Annotated in this window: 16 protein-coding genes; 11 read left to right on the forward strand and 5 right to left on the reverse strand. The window is 45.2% G+C overall.

The features are described 5' to 3' along the window. Nucleotides 1-34 precede the first annotated feature (34 nt). The 6 genes from M3636_RS23225 (at nucleotide 35) to M3636_RS23250 (ending at nucleotide 5,916) form a co-directional block, all read left to right on the forward strand. Nucleotides 35-1,183 carry an ABC transporter ATP-binding protein gene (locus M3636_RS23225; protein ID WP_251384186.1) on the forward strand — a complete coding sequence of 383 codons (1,149 nt, stop codon included), beginning with the start codon at nucleotides 35-37 and terminating at the stop codon, nucleotides 1,181-1,183. Next, nucleotides 1,180-1,896 carry an ABC transporter permease subunit gene (locus tag M3636_RS23230; RefSeq protein ID WP_128103352.1) on the forward strand — a complete coding sequence of 239 codons (717 nt, stop codon included), beginning with the start codon at nucleotides 1,180-1,182 and terminating at the stop codon, nucleotides 1,894-1,896. The genes M3636_RS23225 and M3636_RS23230 overlap by 4 nt, the downstream gene beginning before the upstream one ends. 4 nt (nucleotides 1,897-1,900) lie before the next feature. Then, nucleotides 1,901-3,295 (forward strand): GldG family protein, encoded by a 1,395-nt coding sequence (locus tag M3636_RS23235; RefSeq protein WP_251384187.1) that lies wholly within the window; start codon nucleotides 1,901-1,903, stop codon nucleotides 3,293-3,295. Next, the gene (locus tag M3636_RS23240; RefSeq protein ID WP_251384188.1) at nucleotides 3,292-4,242 is read left to right on the forward strand and encodes a DUF4340 domain-containing protein; all 951 of its coding nucleotides are present in this window, start codon (nucleotides 3,292-3,294) and stop codon (nucleotides 4,240-4,242) included. The genes M3636_RS23235 and M3636_RS23240 overlap by 4 nt, the downstream gene beginning before the upstream one ends. 227 nt (nucleotides 4,243-4,469) lie before the next feature. After that, nucleotides 4,470-5,450, forward strand: coding sequence for a YhcN/YlaJ family sporulation lipoprotein (locus tag M3636_RS23245; protein WP_251384189.1), 981 nt, complete (start codon nucleotides 4,470-4,472; stop codon nucleotides 5,448-5,450). A 241-nt stretch (nucleotides 5,451-5,691) separates the two neighbouring features. Next, complete coding sequence (locus M3636_RS23250) at nucleotides 5,692-5,916, forward strand: helix-turn-helix domain-containing protein (protein ID WP_017692532.1); 225 nt, start codon at nucleotides 5,692-5,694, stop codon at nucleotides 5,914-5,916. A 108-nt stretch (nucleotides 5,917-6,024) separates the two neighbouring features. Here the strand turns inward: M3636_RS23250 and M3636_RS23255 are convergent, their stop codons facing one another. Both M3636_RS23255 and M3636_RS23260 read right to left on the reverse strand, forming a co-directional pair. Next, nucleotides 6,025-7,044 carry a hypothetical protein gene (locus M3636_RS23255; protein WP_251384190.1) on the reverse strand — a complete coding sequence of 340 codons (1,020 nt, stop codon included), beginning with the start codon at nucleotides 7,042-7,044 and terminating at the stop codon, nucleotides 6,025-6,027. After that, nucleotides 7,044-7,409, reverse strand: a complete 366-nt coding sequence (locus tag M3636_RS23260; protein WP_251384191.1) for a hypothetical protein — start codon at nucleotides 7,407-7,409, stop codon at nucleotides 7,044-7,046. The genes M3636_RS23255 and M3636_RS23260 overlap by 1 nt, the downstream gene beginning before the upstream one ends. A 178-nt stretch (nucleotides 7,410-7,587) precedes the next feature. On the opposite strand from M3636_RS23260, the gene M3636_RS23265 reads away from it, so the two are divergent. From M3636_RS23265 to M3636_RS23280, 4 genes are all read left to right on the forward strand, one after another. Next, a complete protein-coding gene (locus M3636_RS23265) occupies nucleotides 7,588-8,451 on the forward strand; it encodes a MurR/RpiR family transcriptional regulator (RefSeq protein ID WP_251384192.1) in 864 nt (287 codons plus the stop codon). Nucleotides 8,452-8,455: 4 nt separating this feature from the next. Beyond that, a complete protein-coding gene (gene nagB / locus M3636_RS23270; RefSeq protein WP_251384193.1) occupies nucleotides 8,456-9,184 on the forward strand; it encodes a glucosamine-6-phosphate deaminase in 729 nt (242 codons plus the stop codon). A gap of 70 nt (nucleotides 9,185-9,254) precedes the next feature. Then, nucleotides 9,255-10,472, forward strand: coding sequence for an N-acetylglucosamine-6-phosphate deacetylase (nagA, locus tag M3636_RS23275; protein WP_251384194.1), 1,218 nt, complete (start codon nucleotides 9,255-9,257; stop codon nucleotides 10,470-10,472). 141 nt (nucleotides 10,473-10,613) lie between these two features. Beyond that, entirely contained in the window at nucleotides 10,614-10,985 is a 372-nt protein-coding gene (locus M3636_RS23280) for a hypothetical protein (RefSeq protein WP_251384195.1), read from the forward strand. Nucleotides 10,986-11,189: 204 nt separating this feature from the next. Here the strand turns inward: M3636_RS23280 and M3636_RS23285 are convergent, their stop codons facing one another. From M3636_RS23285 to M3636_RS23295, 3 genes are all read right to left on the reverse strand, one after another. After that, nucleotides 11,190-12,770 carry an oleate hydratase gene (locus M3636_RS23285; protein ID WP_251384196.1) on the reverse strand — a complete coding sequence of 527 codons (1,581 nt, stop codon included), beginning with the start codon at nucleotides 12,768-12,770 and terminating at the stop codon, nucleotides 11,190-11,192. Nucleotides 12,771-13,006: 236 nt separating this feature from the next. Next, nucleotides 13,007-13,582 carry a TetR-like C-terminal domain-containing protein gene (locus tag M3636_RS23290; protein WP_251384197.1) on the reverse strand — a complete coding sequence of 192 codons (576 nt, stop codon included), beginning with the start codon at nucleotides 13,580-13,582 and terminating at the stop codon, nucleotides 13,007-13,009. 612 nt (nucleotides 13,583-14,194) lie between these two features. Further along, nucleotides 14,195-15,550 (reverse strand): dipeptidase, encoded by a 1,356-nt coding sequence (locus M3636_RS23295; RefSeq protein ID WP_251384198.1) that lies wholly within the window; start codon nucleotides 15,548-15,550, stop codon nucleotides 14,195-14,197. Nucleotides 15,551-15,778: 228 nt separating this feature from the next. Here M3636_RS23295 and M3636_RS23300 point away from each other — a divergent pair, with 228 nt between their 5' ends. Further along, nucleotides 15,779-18,184, forward strand: coding sequence for an AraC family transcriptional regulator (locus tag M3636_RS23300; protein WP_251384199.1), 2,406 nt, complete (start codon nucleotides 15,779-15,781; stop codon nucleotides 18,182-18,184). Nucleotides 18,185-18,232: the final 48 nt, after the last annotated feature.

Consider the following 18,232-nt stretch of genomic DNA (forward strand, 5'->3'; position numbering starts at 1 on the left):
TGAGCAAACTCTTTAACGGGAAAGGATGAATGATGTGCTCGAAGTGAAACAAGTTAGTAAAGTGTATGATGGACAACGTGGCGTACATCAACTGGATTTCACAATGGAGCGCGGAGAGATCGTGGGATTTCTAGGGCCTAATGGGGCGGGGAAAACAACGACGATGCGAATGATAACCGGTTATCTGCAACCAACGACAGGATCGATTGCGGTAGATGGCGTGTCTGTGCATGAACAAGGCAGAAGAGTGCGTTCGAAGATTGGTTATCTGCCTGAGACTCCTCCTTTGTACCCAGATATGACTGTGCAATCGTATTTGAAATTCGTGGCGAATCTGAGAGATGTTGCACCACGTGAAGTGAAGCTGCGCGTTAGCGAGATGATTAGTAGGCTGGGTCTGCAGGGCCGAGAAAAACAATTGATTCGTGGGCTGTCCAAAGGGTACAAGCAACGGCTTGGACTTGCCGGAGCAATTATCCATAAGCCTGATCTGCTTGTGTTGGATGAGCCAACATCTGGACTCGATCCGAATCAGATTATTGAGATTCGCGATCTTATTCGCGAGCTTGGTGAGAACCATACTGTGCTGCTAAGTACACATATTTTGCCTGAAGTCAGCGCTCTCTGTAATCGCATGTTAATCATTAATCAGGGTCAACTTGTTCTTGATGGTTCACCGCAACACTTTGGCTCGGCGATGGGAGATCAATTTAAAGTCGCGATTGAGGTGAAGGCAACCGAGGAACAGTTACATAACTTGCTTACTCCTTGGGAGAAGGTTCGAAGTGAAGTTGTTGCATCAACTGGAACGGAAGGCGGAACAGATTCAGATACGGTTAAAATGTTGCTTACCGGCGAATCTTCTGAGGATTTCCGAGAAGAGTTATTTTATCTATTGTCTGGAGCAGGACTACCAATCCTGGAGATGAAAAAGGAAAATCTCAGTCTGGAGCAGATCTTCCTGAAACTTACGACAACGGAGACACAAGCAGAAGTTGTATCGCACGAAGCGGAGGACATTCATTCTGCTACGTCCACTACAGATCCAGAAATGAGTGTAAATCAGACAACAAGCGATGATCCAAAGGAAGATTTAGTGACAGACGACCAACAATCCACGGAAGAGTCAACAACGATGTCTGATGAGTTGCCTCATTCTCGGAAGGAGGAGGACTCCAAATGAGACGAATGATGGCAGTTTGTAATAAGGAGCTTCAGGCCTATTTCCTATCACCAACATCGTATTTTGCGTTTGCGGTGTACGTCTTGATGACAAGTTTGTTGTTCTATTCGAGCTTTGTATATTATCAACCCAGTATAGTGGATTATCGCCTCGTGCTTGGTGATACATTATCCATGCTGTTATTTGTAGTGCCATTATTAACGATGAGACTTGTGGCAGAAGAGTTTCGACAAGGAACGGATGAATTGCTGCTAACCTCACCTGCACGAGTTACGGAAATTATTTTCGGTAAGTACTTGGCTTCACTAGCCATACTGGTTGTGCTTATTTTATGTAGCTTGGTATATCCATTCATTATGTCCTTCTTCGGAGAGCTTGATCTGACATCGGTATGGTTGTCGGCGTTAGGTTTATTCTTCTTAGGCAGCAGTATGATGGCGATTGGATTGTTCGCTTCAACGTTATCTCAACATCAGATGGTGTCTGCGGTGGCTGGTTTTATTATATTGCTCGTATTGTGGATGCTTGATTCATTTGCAGGCAATACAGGTTCTACTTTGCAGCAATGGCTCGATCCATTTGCGCTAACGAATCGGTTTGACAGCTTCACCAAAGGTGTGCTCAGTGGCCCGGATATTTTGTATTATGTAACGCTCTCTGGTGTATTTCTGCTGTTAAGCATTCAAATTGTAGAACGGAAACGGTGGAGGTGAGAAGATGAAAAAATGGTTAAGTCATACCAACAGCACCGTACTTTCAGTAGCGGTCATTGGCATCTTTATTTTGCTAACGCTGTTTCTGAATTCGCTTGGAGGGTTCCAACTCGATCTAACTTCCAACAAACAATACACCTTATCTGATCAGACGCTTACCGCCATCAAAAATGTAAAAGAGGACGTCAACATTCTGGTGTTAACCGTCGAAAATGCGAATAATACTGTCCTTAATCGTGAAGTGACAGATATGGTACAAGAATATACGAAACGTAACAGCAAGCTGAAGATGGAGCAATATAATCTGACGCAGGAGCCTACGCTCGCATCCAAGTATGGGATTACAGGTAGTTCCATCGTTCTGGAGCAGGGAGATCAGCATAAGGTTATTGATATTGCGAGTCTATTTACAGCAGCAGGTGATGGAAGTGATGGATCGTACCAATTTACAGGTGAAGAAAAGCTAACTCAGGCGTTGATGAATCTATCTTCATCGGAGATGCATAAAATGGTTTTCCTGACGGGTCACGAGGAGCTTGGCTTGGATCAGCTGACAACACTTCGTTCGTCTCTGGAGCAGAGCAACATCACAACAGAGGAGTTACAACTAAATCAAGCGGGGCAAGTTCCTGAGGATGCCGATGTACTTGCCATTATTGGTCCACAGCGTGACATTAGCGATACGGAGCTGAAAGCCATTCGCACCTATTTAAGTAATGGTGGTAAATTGTTGCTGTCCCTCGGATTCCATGAAGATATGGAGTCAGGTTGGAAGAACATTGATGCCCTTGCTGCGGACTACGGTGTCGTGGATGAGCATGCGGTGATGGTGGATCAACAACAAGCGAGTACGATGGGGCCTTTGTGGGTTGTACCTGAATATGAATCTCATGCAATAACGGATAAATTAGCCGAAAGTAAGCTATATCCAATGTTATCTCTATCCATTGCGTTAACGAGTAAAGAGCAGGACAAATATACGTTGTCCCCACTTATTCATTCGTCAAACGATAGTTATGGCGAGAAGGATATTGCGGGTCTGTTACAAAACGAAACCTCTAACGATCCGCAGCAAGATGTACAAGGTCCTGTGGAGCTTGGGTATGCAGCAGATACGACGGATGGTAAACCAAAAGCGGTCATTCTTGGCTCCTCAATCTTCATGCAGGATTCAGAGATTGCCAATGGAGGGAACCGTGATTTTATTCTGAATGTGGCGAATTATTTAAGTGAGAAGCAGGATGGATTAACGATCAGACCTCGTATACAAGCTGGTTATCAAGTGGCCTACCTAAACGGTGAACAAGCCAGAGTAATATTCTTTGTGGCGCTAGTGGCATTCCCGCTCGTCTTTGTGATCATTGGAGTACTCTTATGGTGGAGGCGTAGACGTGTATGAGAAAATGGATGCCAACGATACTTGCCGTATTGGTTCTGATGGTGGGCTGGATGTATGCAGCCAGTCAAAATTATTTTCGAGAAGAAGCAGCGGAGCAGGTAAAATTGCTTGGGATTCAAGCTGGAGACATTGAGGCAATTACGATTCAAAAACCAACGTCTGAAGGAAATAGCGCGGCAAGCCAAGAATCTTCGCAACTGAAACTGGAGCAAGGAGTCTGGCATATGGTTGAACCAAAAGCTTATCCTCTGAACGGTTATGCCGTAAGCAGTTTGCTGGATGCTTTAAGTGCAGCGAACCAGGATCTTGTCGTTGAGGAGACTCCAACGAATGTTGAGAAGTATGGACTAGGTACCAATGCCGCAAAGCTGGACATACAGCTCAAGGATCAACGTAAAATCGAACTCACGATTGGTGGCCAACTGCCAGCCGACGATGCTCGTTATGTTCGTGTAGACTCAGGCGCTATTGTCGCAGTTAAGAGTGAAACGATTAGTGGTATCGAGTTGTCACGGCGTGAGCTGCTGGATACAACACCGTTCAACCTCGATGAGTCGAATGTGCAGTCTCTGGACTGGGAGGGTGAAGCAGCCACCTGGATATTAAAATCAACGGCTCAAGAAGGTGCGATGGAGAAACAGTGGACATTTAATGGCGCTGAATTGGAAGCAACAGATGCGGTCTCCTTGATCGGGAAAATAAAAAATTTAACGACTGCCGATGATGTCCGCCGAGCTTCTGAGCTGAAAAACACTGTCCCTCGATTTACATTTACAGTAGAACAGAATGTGAATGGAGAGACGATTACAGATGTATATCGTGGGCTTATGGTAGCTTCTGACCCAGACCAGATCTGGGTGATTACACCGGATGGCGAATGGGCTTATGCTCTCCAGGCAGATGCTTTGCAGGATGTAGAGAATTCCGCTGAGGCGCTGAAAAAATGAATGTGGTGAAGCATTCTTATACAAAAATATTTGTAATCATGTTATAGATCTATCTAACGGTGCTGCATAAGTTGCAGCACCGTTTTTTTACATTTTCCAGCTAAGTCAAAGGCAGGCATTAGATTCCCCACCATAGGTTAAGGTTCCATATCCTTTCAGGATACCTGTATGCGTAGAGGAGCATCCTATCTCTGTGACCAAAACCATAACCCATTGGAGGATGAGACATGCCAACAGCCAAAAAGGCGAAAGCAATAACCTTATCTTTGACGAGTGCGATTTTTGTAATGGCGGGATTAACAGGTTGCGGTACAAGTAAGGATGCTAACAACATGCATTCCCAAAGTGTGCGCCATGAGGTGAAGGGACTTAACCGTTATGGTGTGGAAAGCAACGGGATGGATGGTATTCGCACCAACAATTATCGTAGTCATCGTGTCACAAGTTTAAAATCAAGTGATGAACTAGCTAAACGTATTACAGAAATGAAGGAAGTTAAGTCAGCTAACGTGTTGTTAACGGATCGCAATGCTTATGTTGCCGTTCGATTAACCGATGGACATGCTGGCAAGTTGGAGAGTAAGTCAACACGTGGGAATATGAGAGGTATGAGCGTTCACCCGAACAGTACCATGCGCACTGAAAGTATGAGCGAAGATATGGGCGGTTTGCGCGTTCATGGTGGGGATGGAACGATGTCTCCATATACTACAAGTGGTATAGCGCCAGGGCTCAACACAGGTGCTGCAACAGATCGTAGTCACATGGGGAATGACCGTGGACTTTACGGTACGATGGGTACAGGAACGGTTGGAATGATGCGTGGATTGACCAACAGTGGCAAAGCGCGCACGACGGATGAAGGTCGCTATGGCACCAAAAGCGAGGGGCAACGAGTGCATAGCTCGGATGATAATACCCCAGAGGAAATCAAAGGCAAAATCGCAGCCAAAATCAAGCAATTTGCACCTAACGTCGAAAATGTCTATGTATCCGCTAACCCGGAATTTGTTGAGCATACAGAATCGTATGCAACAGACATTCGTAACGGTAAGCCGATCAGCGGCATGATCGATACCTTCTCTTCGATGGTGGAACGCATTTTCCCAACCAATGCAATGAATCCGAATCATCGTGATGGCATTCTCGGTGATGGTACAATGAACCGCACCAACCGTGATGGTCTTATGAATCATAATTTCCGGTAATCAGAACAAATGAGACAAATTTGCCTTTGTATAGATGTTCACATCTAGTGCAAAGGCATGTTTGTTATCTACATCATCTCCTATATTACATATGCACTCCGTGTATTCGAGCGATATATGCAAATAACTGCCCATTTTTCTTCTAAAACTGAACCATCGCCCTTGACCTGACATAAGATGAGTTGACTGTATCCCCTTAACCTTGTTACACCAACACAACCCGAGCAAGGAGGGGTGAACATTGAAGGGTATCGATCATAAAAGTAAATTTCTGTTGACCCACCGTGAACGCGAAGTATTCGAGTTATTGGTTCAAGACAAAACGACGCGTGACATCGCAGGGCAGTTATTCATCAGCGAGAAAACGGTGCGTAACCATATTTCGAATGTGATGCAGAAACTCAATGTTAAGGGTCGTTCGCAAGCAGTTGTAGAGCTGATTAAGCTCGGAGAACTGAAGATTTAGTTGCGAATTACAGTTAGGGTTAAGTAGCAGCATGAAAGCCTTTCTCTATTCTTTGTCATGAAGAATGGGGCAAGGCTTTCATGCTATGGAACACCTCTATAATGATTTTCAAAAGTTATACTGATCTATGTGCTTATCTCTGTTTTCAATTAAAATCTGCTCTAGCTGAATGTTACCCATGAATTGGCAGGCAGACGTAACTCGATCATATTGACTTAAGCTCATATTTTCAACAGCCTGTTCTAGAAAGCCTTCAATGGGTTGCCACAAAGTAAGGGAATGGGAAGAATTAGCACCATAATAATACATAATATCAATACACGTTTGAACAATTTGACGTCCTAATCCAACCATACACCAACGATCTTCTTTAATAATGAGCGGAATGACAGATTCCATAGACAGAGTTGCTTCTTCAAACTGACCCTCGGTGATGAGCTTTTCAGCCAAGTTAGATGCCTGGTAGCAGTATTGATGATCATTTCCGGCATTTTTCTCAATTGCAGCAAGTTTTCTCATCACTTCAATCTCACCATCAATGTGTTTCCGGTTTCGTTCAATATAGAGTAGCTCAGTCAGGTTTTCTGAATTCCAGCACGTCTGTTCCGCAATCCATAAATCGACAAATGTTGAATGATACGTCATCTCAAGCAAATCTTCTGTCAGGCGAATGCAATCCGAAAGGTCAGCAGTATCTATATGAAAAAGGTGTTGCTCTCGAATTCGATTAGGCTCAAATCCACAGCTAGTATCGAAGTTGGCCTCTTTTGCTTGGGAAAATAGTTTCTGATCTTCATCTCGGTTGTACTGCTTCAGCAAGAAAACACAGTAATACAATACTTCGCCTATACCCTGATAGCTGTTTGTCTGCCGATCTATGATCTCATTCATTAATAGCCTTCTTACAATCGACTCATAATGCGGCGCATGCCGATCTTCCCGATGATAAATAGCCAGTAGTACTTTGAAGCGATTGGTATAATTCGCATCTCTTTTTCCATACGTAGCATCTTTCTTCTCCACATAGTCGACCTGTGAAAAATCACCTGTTTCACCCATTAAGTGATCCAACATCTCATAGTATGGAGCCATCATTTGAAGCAAAACCTGCTTATGATCTGTCTTCATTATGTACTCACCTTTTTATGGAGTTTACAGTGTTGCTTCATAAATTCTTTCCATCGTTTCTTGGAAAAAGGCTGATAAAACAGCTGCTCTAAAGTCTCGAACTGTTCTTCATTTAGAGAAAGAAATATCGTTTTTTTGGCAATTTTGGCACAGGGTTGTGATGTGCTTCTTGTACTCCCTATCTTATGTCTAAAAGGAACATGGAATTGTAACAAGTCGTCCAGACGATCCCAACCCTCCCAGCTTAGTCGGCCTGCTCGCTTCCAATCGATCGCGTATAACACGTAATAAGGTTTATATTCACTTTGCCTCTCGGCGATGATCCATATGGACGGGATGATCTTCTGCTGCTGACGTTTATTCATGATAGGATCAACTCCTTTATGCAAACTCATTGTTCCAATATAAGGGTTCTATAGAGATGAAACAAGTGAAGGAAATCTTCTTGATTTACAGGTCATCGTTGTATAAAATGATGATATAAAAATAATTTTCTTTAATACATTAAATAATATAAAAATAATTTTCATAAGGAGCGCGCTTATGGCAGCCATATTACATGCGTTGCAGCAAGAATTGCAAGACCTGCCTGCTCAAGAACGGCGAATTGCAGAAGTGATATTGAGTTCGCCCTCAGACATTCCAGGCTGGACGATTAACCATCTTGCGCAGCAAAGCGGGACGAGCCCGGCGACGGTAACCCGTTTTTGCAAATCCTTTCATTTCAAAGGTTTTCCTGATTTCAAAATGAAACTTGCCGCCGAATTATCACACTCAACAGGAGAAACGGCATATCAGGATATTGTGGCAGGCAACTCGTTGTCCAAAATCGTTGAAGCTATTGAAGCGAATCATCTGGCTTCCATAGCAGACACAACTCGTTTGCTTGATCTGGAGCGGGTGGGCAATGCGATTGAACTATTGTGCGCTGCACGCCGAATCGATCTCTATGGTGTTGCTACGTCGTCCATTGTGACTCAGGATTTCTATCAGAAACTAGTTCGGATCGGTAAGAGCTGTACCGCCTTCTCAGATTCCCATATGCAGATTACCTCCGCTTCTTCGTTAGGAGAGGGGGATGTTGCAGTAGCCGTATCATATTCGGGAGAAACACCTGAGACGATTGATGCACTGCATTGTGCCAAACAAGCCGGAGCCTCAACGATCTCGTTGACATCCTACAGTAATAACAAACTGGCTACGGTGTCGGATATTCCTCTATTTACTTCCTCACTTGAGAAGGGCATGCGAAGAGGCGATATGGCTTCACGGATAGCCTTATTACATGTCATCGACATTTTGTTCACAGGCATGGTGAGTTCCGATTTTGACCGATTCATTCCAAAGCTTGAGCAATCGTACCACAATGTACAGTCCTATCGGGTTCATAACAACGGAGGTGCTTAACGAGATGAACATTCGTATTTTTGAACATGAAGAAGATTTAAACGTTACAGGTGCCGGGATCATTACGAGTCTGCTACAGACGAAACCGCGAGCGGTACTAGGGCTTGCTACAGGCAGTTCTCCAGTGGGGATATATAAACAATTAATTGCGATGGTGCAAAAAGATCTGGTTAGCTTCGCACAAGCATCTTCCTTCAATCTAGATGAATATGTAGGTTTACCCGCCGAACATAGCGAAAGTTATCGCAGCTTCATGAATGAACAGTTGTTCCATCATATCGATATCGACCTGGAAAGGACGTATATTCCCGATGGTAACGCACCGGATTTAGCCCAGGAGTGCAAGGCATATGAACAACGGCTTGAGGATCGTGGTCCGGTTGATCTGCAAATTCTAGGTATCGGACATAACGGTCATATTGGATTTAATGAGCCTGGCACAGAACTGACGGGTCGTACACATGTTGTGGCGTTGAAGGAAGAGACGAGAAAAGCCAATGCTCGCTTTTTTGACAGTATCGATCAGGTTCCGACACAGGCGATTACCATGGGAGTTGGGACGATCCTGAAAGCGAAGCAGATTCTGCTGATCGCTCGTGGTGAGGAGAAAGCCGAGATTATTCGGCAAGCGTTTATGGGACCAATCACGACTGAAATCCCAGCTTCACTGCTGCAATGTCACCCCAATGTAGTTGTATTGTTAGACCGAGCTGCGGGGAAATGGGTAAGATAATAAGTTTAATAAATTATAAATAAATCCTGAGAACGTTATGGATCAGAGGTTGGGTTAGGAGGTTGGTTAGATGAGCACAGATGATACGCAACAGCTTGCGGCTAGCGATAAGATATCTATGCTACAGGGTAAGCTTGTGCTCCCAGATCGTGTGATTGCTGATGGAATTTTGGCTTGGCGTGATGAAAAAATAATATATGCAGGCTCGCCCGAAGGGCTACCTGATTCGTTTCGTCGACAAGGGCAATTTTTGCCTGTGCCTGAACATGGCATGATTGTGCCCGGATTCATTGATATCCATGTGCATGGCGGCAATGGCGAAGACTTTATGGATGCCGGCCAAGAGGTACTAGATACGATTACTGCATTCCATTGCACCCAAGGAACGACCGCTATGCTGGCTACATCGATGACCGCACCGAAGGATAGACTGGATCAGGTGCTGTATGAGGTTCATAAATATCGATCCGAAACGATGCCTTTTGCACAACTCGAAGGTGTGCATCTGGAAGGACCGTTTTTCAGTCCCAAATGGCCTGGAGCGCAAAATCCGGAACATATTGTACTGCCTAATGTGTCGTGGCTAGAAGAATGGGAACAACAATATCCTGGATTGATCCGGCAGGTGACGTTGGCGCCAGAGCGTGAAGGTGCGTTGGAGCTGATTGCATGGCTGCGAAGCCAACGAATTACGGTAGCGCTGGGACACACAGATGCCAGCTATGATGAGGTACAACGTGCAGTAGAGGCGGGGCTGCATCATGCCGTACATACATTCAACGCCATGACGCCACTGCATCATCGGCTTCCCGGTGCTGCTGGAGCCGTACTCAGCGATCCGCGGATTAGTGCAGAGGTCATTGCAGATGGAATTCATGTGCATCCAGCAGCCATCTCCATTCTGGCACAACTGAAGCAACCATTAGATCAACTGGTGTTGATCACGGATGCGATGTCTGCCGCAGGTCTAGAGGATGGGGAATACGCAATTGGTGATCTTCCGGTTATTGTTGAGCATGGTGTGGCACGCCTGAAGGATGGTGGTGCGCTCGCGGGAAGTACACTAACGATGGTGCGGGGCTTCCGTTATCTTGTGCAGGAGGTTGGCTTAAGTGTTACGGCTGCGTCACGAGCAGCGAGTCTGACTCCAGCTCGTTTGCTGGGCATCGATCATCGGACAGGCTCCTTCGCTCAGGGCAAGCAGGCAGATATCGTTTTGCTGAATGAGGGATTGGACGTTGCGGGTGTGTGGGTAAAAGGACGGCGAATCGCTGAATCACTGAACTGAATCATTCCGGCGTTCTACGAGTTATATAAGATAGACAGTCTCGGCATATATTGCGAGAGAGGAAATGGTCTGGATTATATGATAAAATAGATCTCAAAATAAGATGGGATCTACGGATTACGCATCACGGAGGCGTGAAATATGGAACGCAACGCTATGCTTGAGCATGATCCTTTTATCACAGTGTTGGCAGAGAAGCTGCACATTCACGGATATTATGCTTTCTATGGCGAGCATTACAATGAGACCGATATGGAGCAGTATCGTAAACAACTATTTACAACGTTCAGCAATATCGTATGGGTAGAGCTGGACGCACGCAAAAAGTATATGATTGTCGATCATCGTGGACGCAACACGGTTATGAAACTGATCGAAGGAATGCTGAATACCCGGAGAACGTTGCGAGCAAATCAGGCAATGGCAGGTACGGATACCTCAGAAGTACAGCAGAACATCGCACATTTATCCCAACTAGTACACATGTTGAAGTTCACCACGTTTCGCACATAAGGGGAACAGGCGTAACCTCACGAAAGTACATGCTATTGAGGAATTGAGGCACCGAAGGGCACTATACACGTCTAATGCGCAGGTTGTTTACCTTCAATTAATTTAGGTGGCAACGGATTTACTATCCTCATCTAATGTTTGTATTTATCAAAAAGGAGTGCTGTCAAAATCATGACGGCACTCCTTTTAATATTGTAAATTTTATTATCTAAACGAGGTCACAAAACTACTGAACAACGTGCGGACATCATACTGAAACTGATGGATTGGCTCAATGGGTCGGTTTATTCCGAGTAGGGTATACACGGCAATCCGTGCCGCCCGAACCGAATATTCTTCCGTGAACACCACGTCATCAGGAATCTCACAGAATTGGCTGATAAAAGCAAGATTGGTGGAGCCTTCGGGAACGACCTTAGGTCGATCACTGTTCAATCGTGGCATAAATTGCGCTGTAATATAAGGCATCATGCATGGAATGCAGTTCGCGGTAGCCATAATGGCTTCTTGATGTTCCTGGAAATGAAGATGACCAATAAGTTCCTGCATGATTTCCGCTCCTGTACAATCACACATGCGTTTCTTCACGTAGTCACCTACGTTGTCGGGATATAAGCCGTAACCCCAGAATACTTTGACATGCTCCGGTTGACCACGGAAATGCGGCTGGAAGGCAAGCACGACGGACATAAACCAACTGGAATCTTTAAAAGTGACCAGAGCACCGGTTCCTGCACGATTGCGCGTGAATTTCTCCATCAGATCGAAGAACACCGAATCTTGAAAGGTGACGGTAAATGACTCCCATTTGGACTCATGTACATGATCGTTAAAAGAAGAAGGGTTGCCTAGCAAAGGTTTCTTGGCGGCAATGTTCTCCCATAGCTTCCAAGAGCTGCCCTTGCCGTTGAGCTTCGGAGCGGAAGACATGGAACCGATGTCTGCTCCCTCGGTCATCGAACCGTTGGTGACAATGACCAGATCACCTTCTTGAATGTCGATAGATTCCTCGTTACCGTTCCGGCGCACATGCATCCGCTCCACTGTAATGCCATCGCCTTCTTTGAAGTCCAGATCGGTAACGGTGCATTTCAAGGTGAAATCTACGCCGAATGGTTCAAGATATTTTTGCAGAGGCAAGATGATGGAATCATATTGATTGTATGGAGTGCGTGTAACACCTTCAAGCGTTTGAATTCTTGGGAATTCGTGAAAGAAGCGGAGCATATATCGCTTGAATTCTACAGCACTGTGCCAAGGCTGGAAAGCAAAGGTGGTAGCCCACATATACCAGAAGTTTGTTTTAAAAAAGTGAGGGCCAAACCAATCATTGATCCTTAATTTACCTAATGTATCTTCAGGTGTGATAATCAGCTTGCCCATCGCCAGTCGGTCGGCCATATCAAAGCCCATGGAGAGCACATCTTCGACCTCACCATCACGCTTAATGAGTCGAGCGTTGGAGTGAGTAGGGTTAGCATTATCAAACTCGGTAATTTCTTGTCTAACCGACAAACCAGGACGATCGATAGAAGGGATCGAAGCCAATAGCTCCCAGAGATTCTCATAAGCCTCGTCATTGAGCATTCGTCCACCGCGGATGATATAACCTTGATCGGGATTACCAGCGCCGTCGTTACTACCGCCCAGAATGTTCATTTCTTCGATAATGTGAATGTGCTCTCCGGGGAAGCTGCAGTCTCGGACAAGATAAGCTGCCCCTGCTAATGAAGCAATGCCGCCGCCTACAAAATAGACCTGTTTATTACCGTATTCGTTCTTCACAATGATTCGCCTCCAAATGGGTTCTGTAATCACATCCCTAATGTAAACCTTGCAGGTGAAGTAAGGTATGGTCAAAAGAATGAGTGTGTCTACTTTTTAGTCACTTTTGGAAAAATGTCTAAATTTTGATTTGGCGGAATCAGTCGTGAGTGCAGGTTAAGTTGAAAAAAAGAGTAAGTAAGTAAGTTAGTTAGTTAGTAAGTAGTGGATGAAAAAATGAAATAAGCTGCGCATCCTCAGGTGGATGGCAGCTTATTCTCATATCTGTGTAATGCTCGTAGTACATTTCCTTCGATCAGCTCGCTTAGCTTTTCAATGATCTGTTTTGGCGGCTCTGACATGTTGCCCCTCATCCACTGAATGATCAGCCCAGTAAACGCCAGGGTGTAAAAGTTGGCAACAAACTCCTTGTCCTCACTTCGCACCTGAATTCCGCAAGCTAGTTCATCGATGACACCCATGATCAGATCATGGGTTACCTCATAGAGATATCCATCAAGGTGGGTGCGTCCAAGAGAATCCAGAGTATTGAAGCAGAACGCTTTATTATTCTCGATATAACAAAAGATTTTATAGAATCCATCCGTCCATGTACTGTAGCTTCGATACTCCGTTAAACTTTCTACCGCTTCGGTCTTATAGATCCACTCAAGCAGTGCATAAATATCCTGAAAATGATAATAAAAAGTTTGCCGGTTCACACCACAATCGTCAACCAGGTGTTTGACTGTAATCTTGTTCAGCGGTGTATGCTCCATCAGTGATTTAAGGGAGCGAGCCAGCGCATTTTTGGTTAGGTGAGAAGCAGACATATCATTTCACCTCTTCGTAAGGATTAGCTCTCATTATCAGGCAAATATGCAACAGATTCCATGATCCAAAGCACCAAAAACCCAAAACTAAGATTCAAACAAAGACCAGGAACAAGGAAACAGAACCCATAAGCAGAATTCAAGAACTAAAACCGAAACGATAAAACAAAAACAAACAAAATAAATCCCCCTAAAATTCAAAAACTCAAAACGTCAGATCCCAACCCCAACCCTCTAAAACCAAAAATCAAAAATTAACTCCCAAACCCCAAACCCCAAACCCCAAACCCCAAACCCCAAACCCCAAACCCAAAAATCAAAACAATTTCTAAACCAAAAAAGCAAACGACCCCGAAGGTCGTTTGCTTATAATCCCTATACCCTACCCCACTAAAGGTGGGCTCTTTTCTTAAAATCAGTTCATGGGTGCAGCAATGTAGTGGAGGGGACGAGATCGATTCTGAAGAAGCGGAGCGTTCGCCTTTATCCCCGTGATTTCTCCCTTTAGAGAAGGGAATCGAAGAAATCTGGGGATAACAGCGATCGTAAGAACGATTCGTCACCGGAACGTCTACGATGCACGCCCCCAATGATCTGGTTTTAACTAACGAGCTACAAACTTTTCAAAAACTGAACAATCGTAAGCAACCCTTTATCAAAGTTCTCCAGGTTGAAGTGCTCATTTGGTGCATGCAGGTTCTCATCAGGCAAGCCGAAGCCCATCATGACAGCCGGAACTTCAAGTACACGTGAGAGTTTCTCCACAATCGGAATGGAGCCGCCATCTTTGGTGAAGAGGGCACGCACGCCATATACCTGCTCATAGGCATCTGCTGCTTTTTGCAGGATAGGGTTAGATGGATCTGTATTGAAGGCAAAAGCTTTCTCAATCTGTTTCACTTGTAGTGTCGCACCTGGTTGAACGTGAGCACGAAGATGTGCTTCGATACGATCCAATACTTGCTGTGGATCTTGATCGGCCACAAGGCGGCATGTAATTTTGGCATGAGCCTCTTTCGGAATAACGGTTTTGGTACCTTCACCTTGGAATCCGCCCCATACGCCATTCAGTTCCAGTGTTGGACGTGCTCCAACACGCTCCACGAAGGAGTAACCTTCTTCACCATACAACTGCTCCAGACCAAGATCCTGACGAAGCTGTTCTTCGTTGAAGCCTTGCTTCACGAATTCTTCTCTCATCTCAGGGGACAGTGGCAGCACGCCATCGTAGAAGCCATCTACACTAACGCGTCCTTGTTCGTCATGCAATGAAGCGAGCAGGGAAACGAGTGCATGGAGTGCATTCGGAACACCTCCACCAAACGAACCTGAATGCAGATCCGTGTTAGCAGTGAACAGATTCACATGAAGCGAGCAGAGACCACGCAGTCCTGTAGAGATCGCGGGTTTGCCTTTTTCGAGCAAGGATGTGTCGGAGATGAGAACCATGTCAGCACGCAGCTTGTCCGTATTATCATTAAGATAGATTGGCAGGTTCGGACTGGAAATCTCTTCTTCGCCTTCGATGCAGAATTTCACGTTAACGGGAAGTTCGTTGTTCTCTGCGAGCAAAGCTTCTACCGCTTTGATATGTAAGAAAATTTGTCCTTTATCATCCGTTGCTCCGCGAGCATACAACTTCCCGTCACGTACGGTAGGCTCGAATGGAGGTGTGTCCCACAGGTTAAGTGGATCAACAGGCTGTACATCATAGTGACCATAGATCAATGCGGTTGGTTTGCCAGGTGCATGCAAATGGTCAGCATACACAATCGGGTGTCCTGCTGTTTGAATAACCTCAACATTCTCCATGCCTGCACGCGTCAGTGCATCGGCTGCCCACTGTGCTGCGCGGTTAATGTCCTCTTTATGTTCCGAAATGGCTGAAATACTTGGAATGGATAACCATTCATTCAGTTCGGCCAAGTGTTTATCTCTGTTTTGTTGAAAATACGTTTGTTCTTTCATTATTAATAAGCCTCCTTCATGTTCTGCTTCATCCTATTGTAATCCATTTTTACGGGTTAATAAAACATTGGTTAAAAAACGTTACATTAAATCTCGTTTCATTCACTGGGAAATGTTGAGTATAATATAAAAAAGGATGTCATTCACAGATCATACAAATCACTCAGCAGGGAGATGAAGCAGTTCCCATGACAGGCAGATTACTCACAAGCAGGCAGGTGACCGCTGATGGAGCCAACTAGTCGTGTACGGGACATGGGTCGTTTTTTTCGTTTGCCAGGAAGATGGACGAGGCGACAGAAGGGGCGCTTCTACCGAAACAGCCTGATGCTTATTTTGTTAATCGCGAGCATTCCCGGTCTGATTACAGGAATTGTGATGTATGGGTTGGTCGTGAATCAGATGGAAAAAGAATTTAACCAGATGCATCAAAACCAGATTGAGAACCGAGCGCGGAATGTAGATGATCAGCTCGCCTATTTGGAGATGACCTTATCGCACTGGGCGTTCGAACCCAGATTCGGCAATGCACTCCGGACGCTGGATTTTGTATATTTTTTCAAAGAAACACAAGAGATTGTTACGACATTGTACGTTCTACAGGGCTCGCATCCATTAATTCAATCTGCACAGCTATATTTGAAAGAGCCACAGCCGATTGTATTCAATCGGGAATATAACGAACTGCAGGATGAGAGCCAGATCGAGGCGTATGATCGATACCTGAGCATGGGAAATCATGTGTATTGGACGGATTGGATATCCGGTCAACAGGACACGGGGCAATCCCTGACCTCTAATCCCAGCTTGTTACATACAGGTTCAAGTGATGCGCTCGTTCTTGTACATAAAATTCCGGGGGAAAGTGTCAAGCCGTTCGGCGCCCTAATCATCACGCTGGATAACTCAAAAATCGCAAGTTTATTGAAAACGCTTACTCCATATGATGAAGGGCTAACCTTTCTGATGGATGCCGAAGGCAATACACTGATTACTGGTAATACGGATGCAGGCGCCAAGGATTCAGCCTTTGAACAGCAATTAAAAGATGCAGTCGCCTTGCACAAGGATAGCCATTCTTTTCTATTCAAATATGAGGATCAGACCTATTCCGTATCATCCGGCTCGTTAAGCCGAATCGATGCGGATTGGACGTACGTGTCTGCAGCTCCATTGACCTCGGTTACTTCACCCGTCAAGTTGGTATCCAAAATCATTGTGATGGCGAGCATAGGCAGTCTTGTATTAGGGCTGCTGCTGTCATGGTTTGCTTCACGCCGAATCTATTCACCGGTTGCACGGATGGTTCATCTGCTGACACCTGGAAGAAACGAAGCGTCTACCGATGTGAAGTTGGACGAATTCCAACTGTTGGAACAGCACTGGAATGAACTGACTTCAGATCGTCTGACAGCTCACCGCCAGCTACAAGAACAACTTCCTCATCTACGGGACAGCTTTGTATTACAACTGGTGCAAGGCCATCTAAACGCATACAACGAGCAGGATCTGCGCCGGCGTATGACAAACCTTGGATTTGAGGTGGAGGGGCAGCAGTTTTTGTTATTGCAGATGTATTTTATAGGACATGTGACATTACGAGAACGATTTGGCAGCAGGGACACAGGACTGATTACGTTTGCCGCAGTCAACATTATAGAAGAGGTTGCGAAGGGTTATTTTAGCCAAGTTAGTGTGATGAATTTCCACGATCTATCCTCGGCGATGTTAATTATAGCTCCAGAGAAGGATTCCTTGAAGCCGCAGGCGTTGTTGTGGGGAGAGGAGCTTATGGAAGTGATTCACCGAACGCTGAAAATGCAGGTCACCGTAGTGGTCAGTCGCCCAGCCGCAACGTTGCAGGAATTGCCTGGTTTATTCGTGGAGATGGAGCAAGCTGTCGTTTATCGCAGTGTGGAGGTAGGCAGCCAAATCCTTGATCTAGATGATGAGCAATGCTTCAGCCAAGTGGAAGGAGCAACCTATCCCCTCGGGCTAGAACGTGATTTTATTCAGGCGCTGAGACTGGGAAAGCGGGATGAAGCAGAACGGGGAATGGAACAATTTCTGACCGAAGTGACTCGAACCGATAGCACGGAATTTCAGGTGCAGCAGATGATGCTTCAGTTATTGGGTAGTATTCAGCATGTCATGCTGCAAACGGGCGTTATTCCTTACCAGCTGTTCGGCGGCTGTAACATGTATGAACGACTGTCGAGCATTCGTGAACCAGCACAGATGATGCAGTGGATGAAGGAGAAAGTCATCAGACCGTATATGCAGGAGATCGAGCTTAGATCTCAAGAGCCGCTTAAACAGGTGGTGGAACGAACGATGCAGTACATTGATGACAACTACAGCAACGATATTTCATTGGAAGCGTGCGCCGATCTGGAACAGATGACACCTTATGCTCTCAGCAAGGCATTTAAACAGATTTCCGGAATGAATTTTATTGATTATTTGACCCAGGTACGTATGGAGAACGCGAAAAAGTTACTACGTGAGACATCAATGAGAATAAATGATGTTGCAAGCGCAGTAGGATACCAGCATAGTTATTTTAATCGAATTTTCAAAAAACAAGAGGGTTCAACACCGAGCCAGTATCGGGATCAGTGGTTTACATCTTAATCGATTTTCAGAAGCTTCGTTAGCCGGGATTCCATATAGGGATTCCGG

This window comes from Paenibacillus sp. MER 99-2 (assembly GCF_023714095.1).
Classification (GTDB): domain Bacteria; phylum Bacillota; class Bacilli; order Paenibacillales; family Paenibacillaceae; genus Paenibacillus.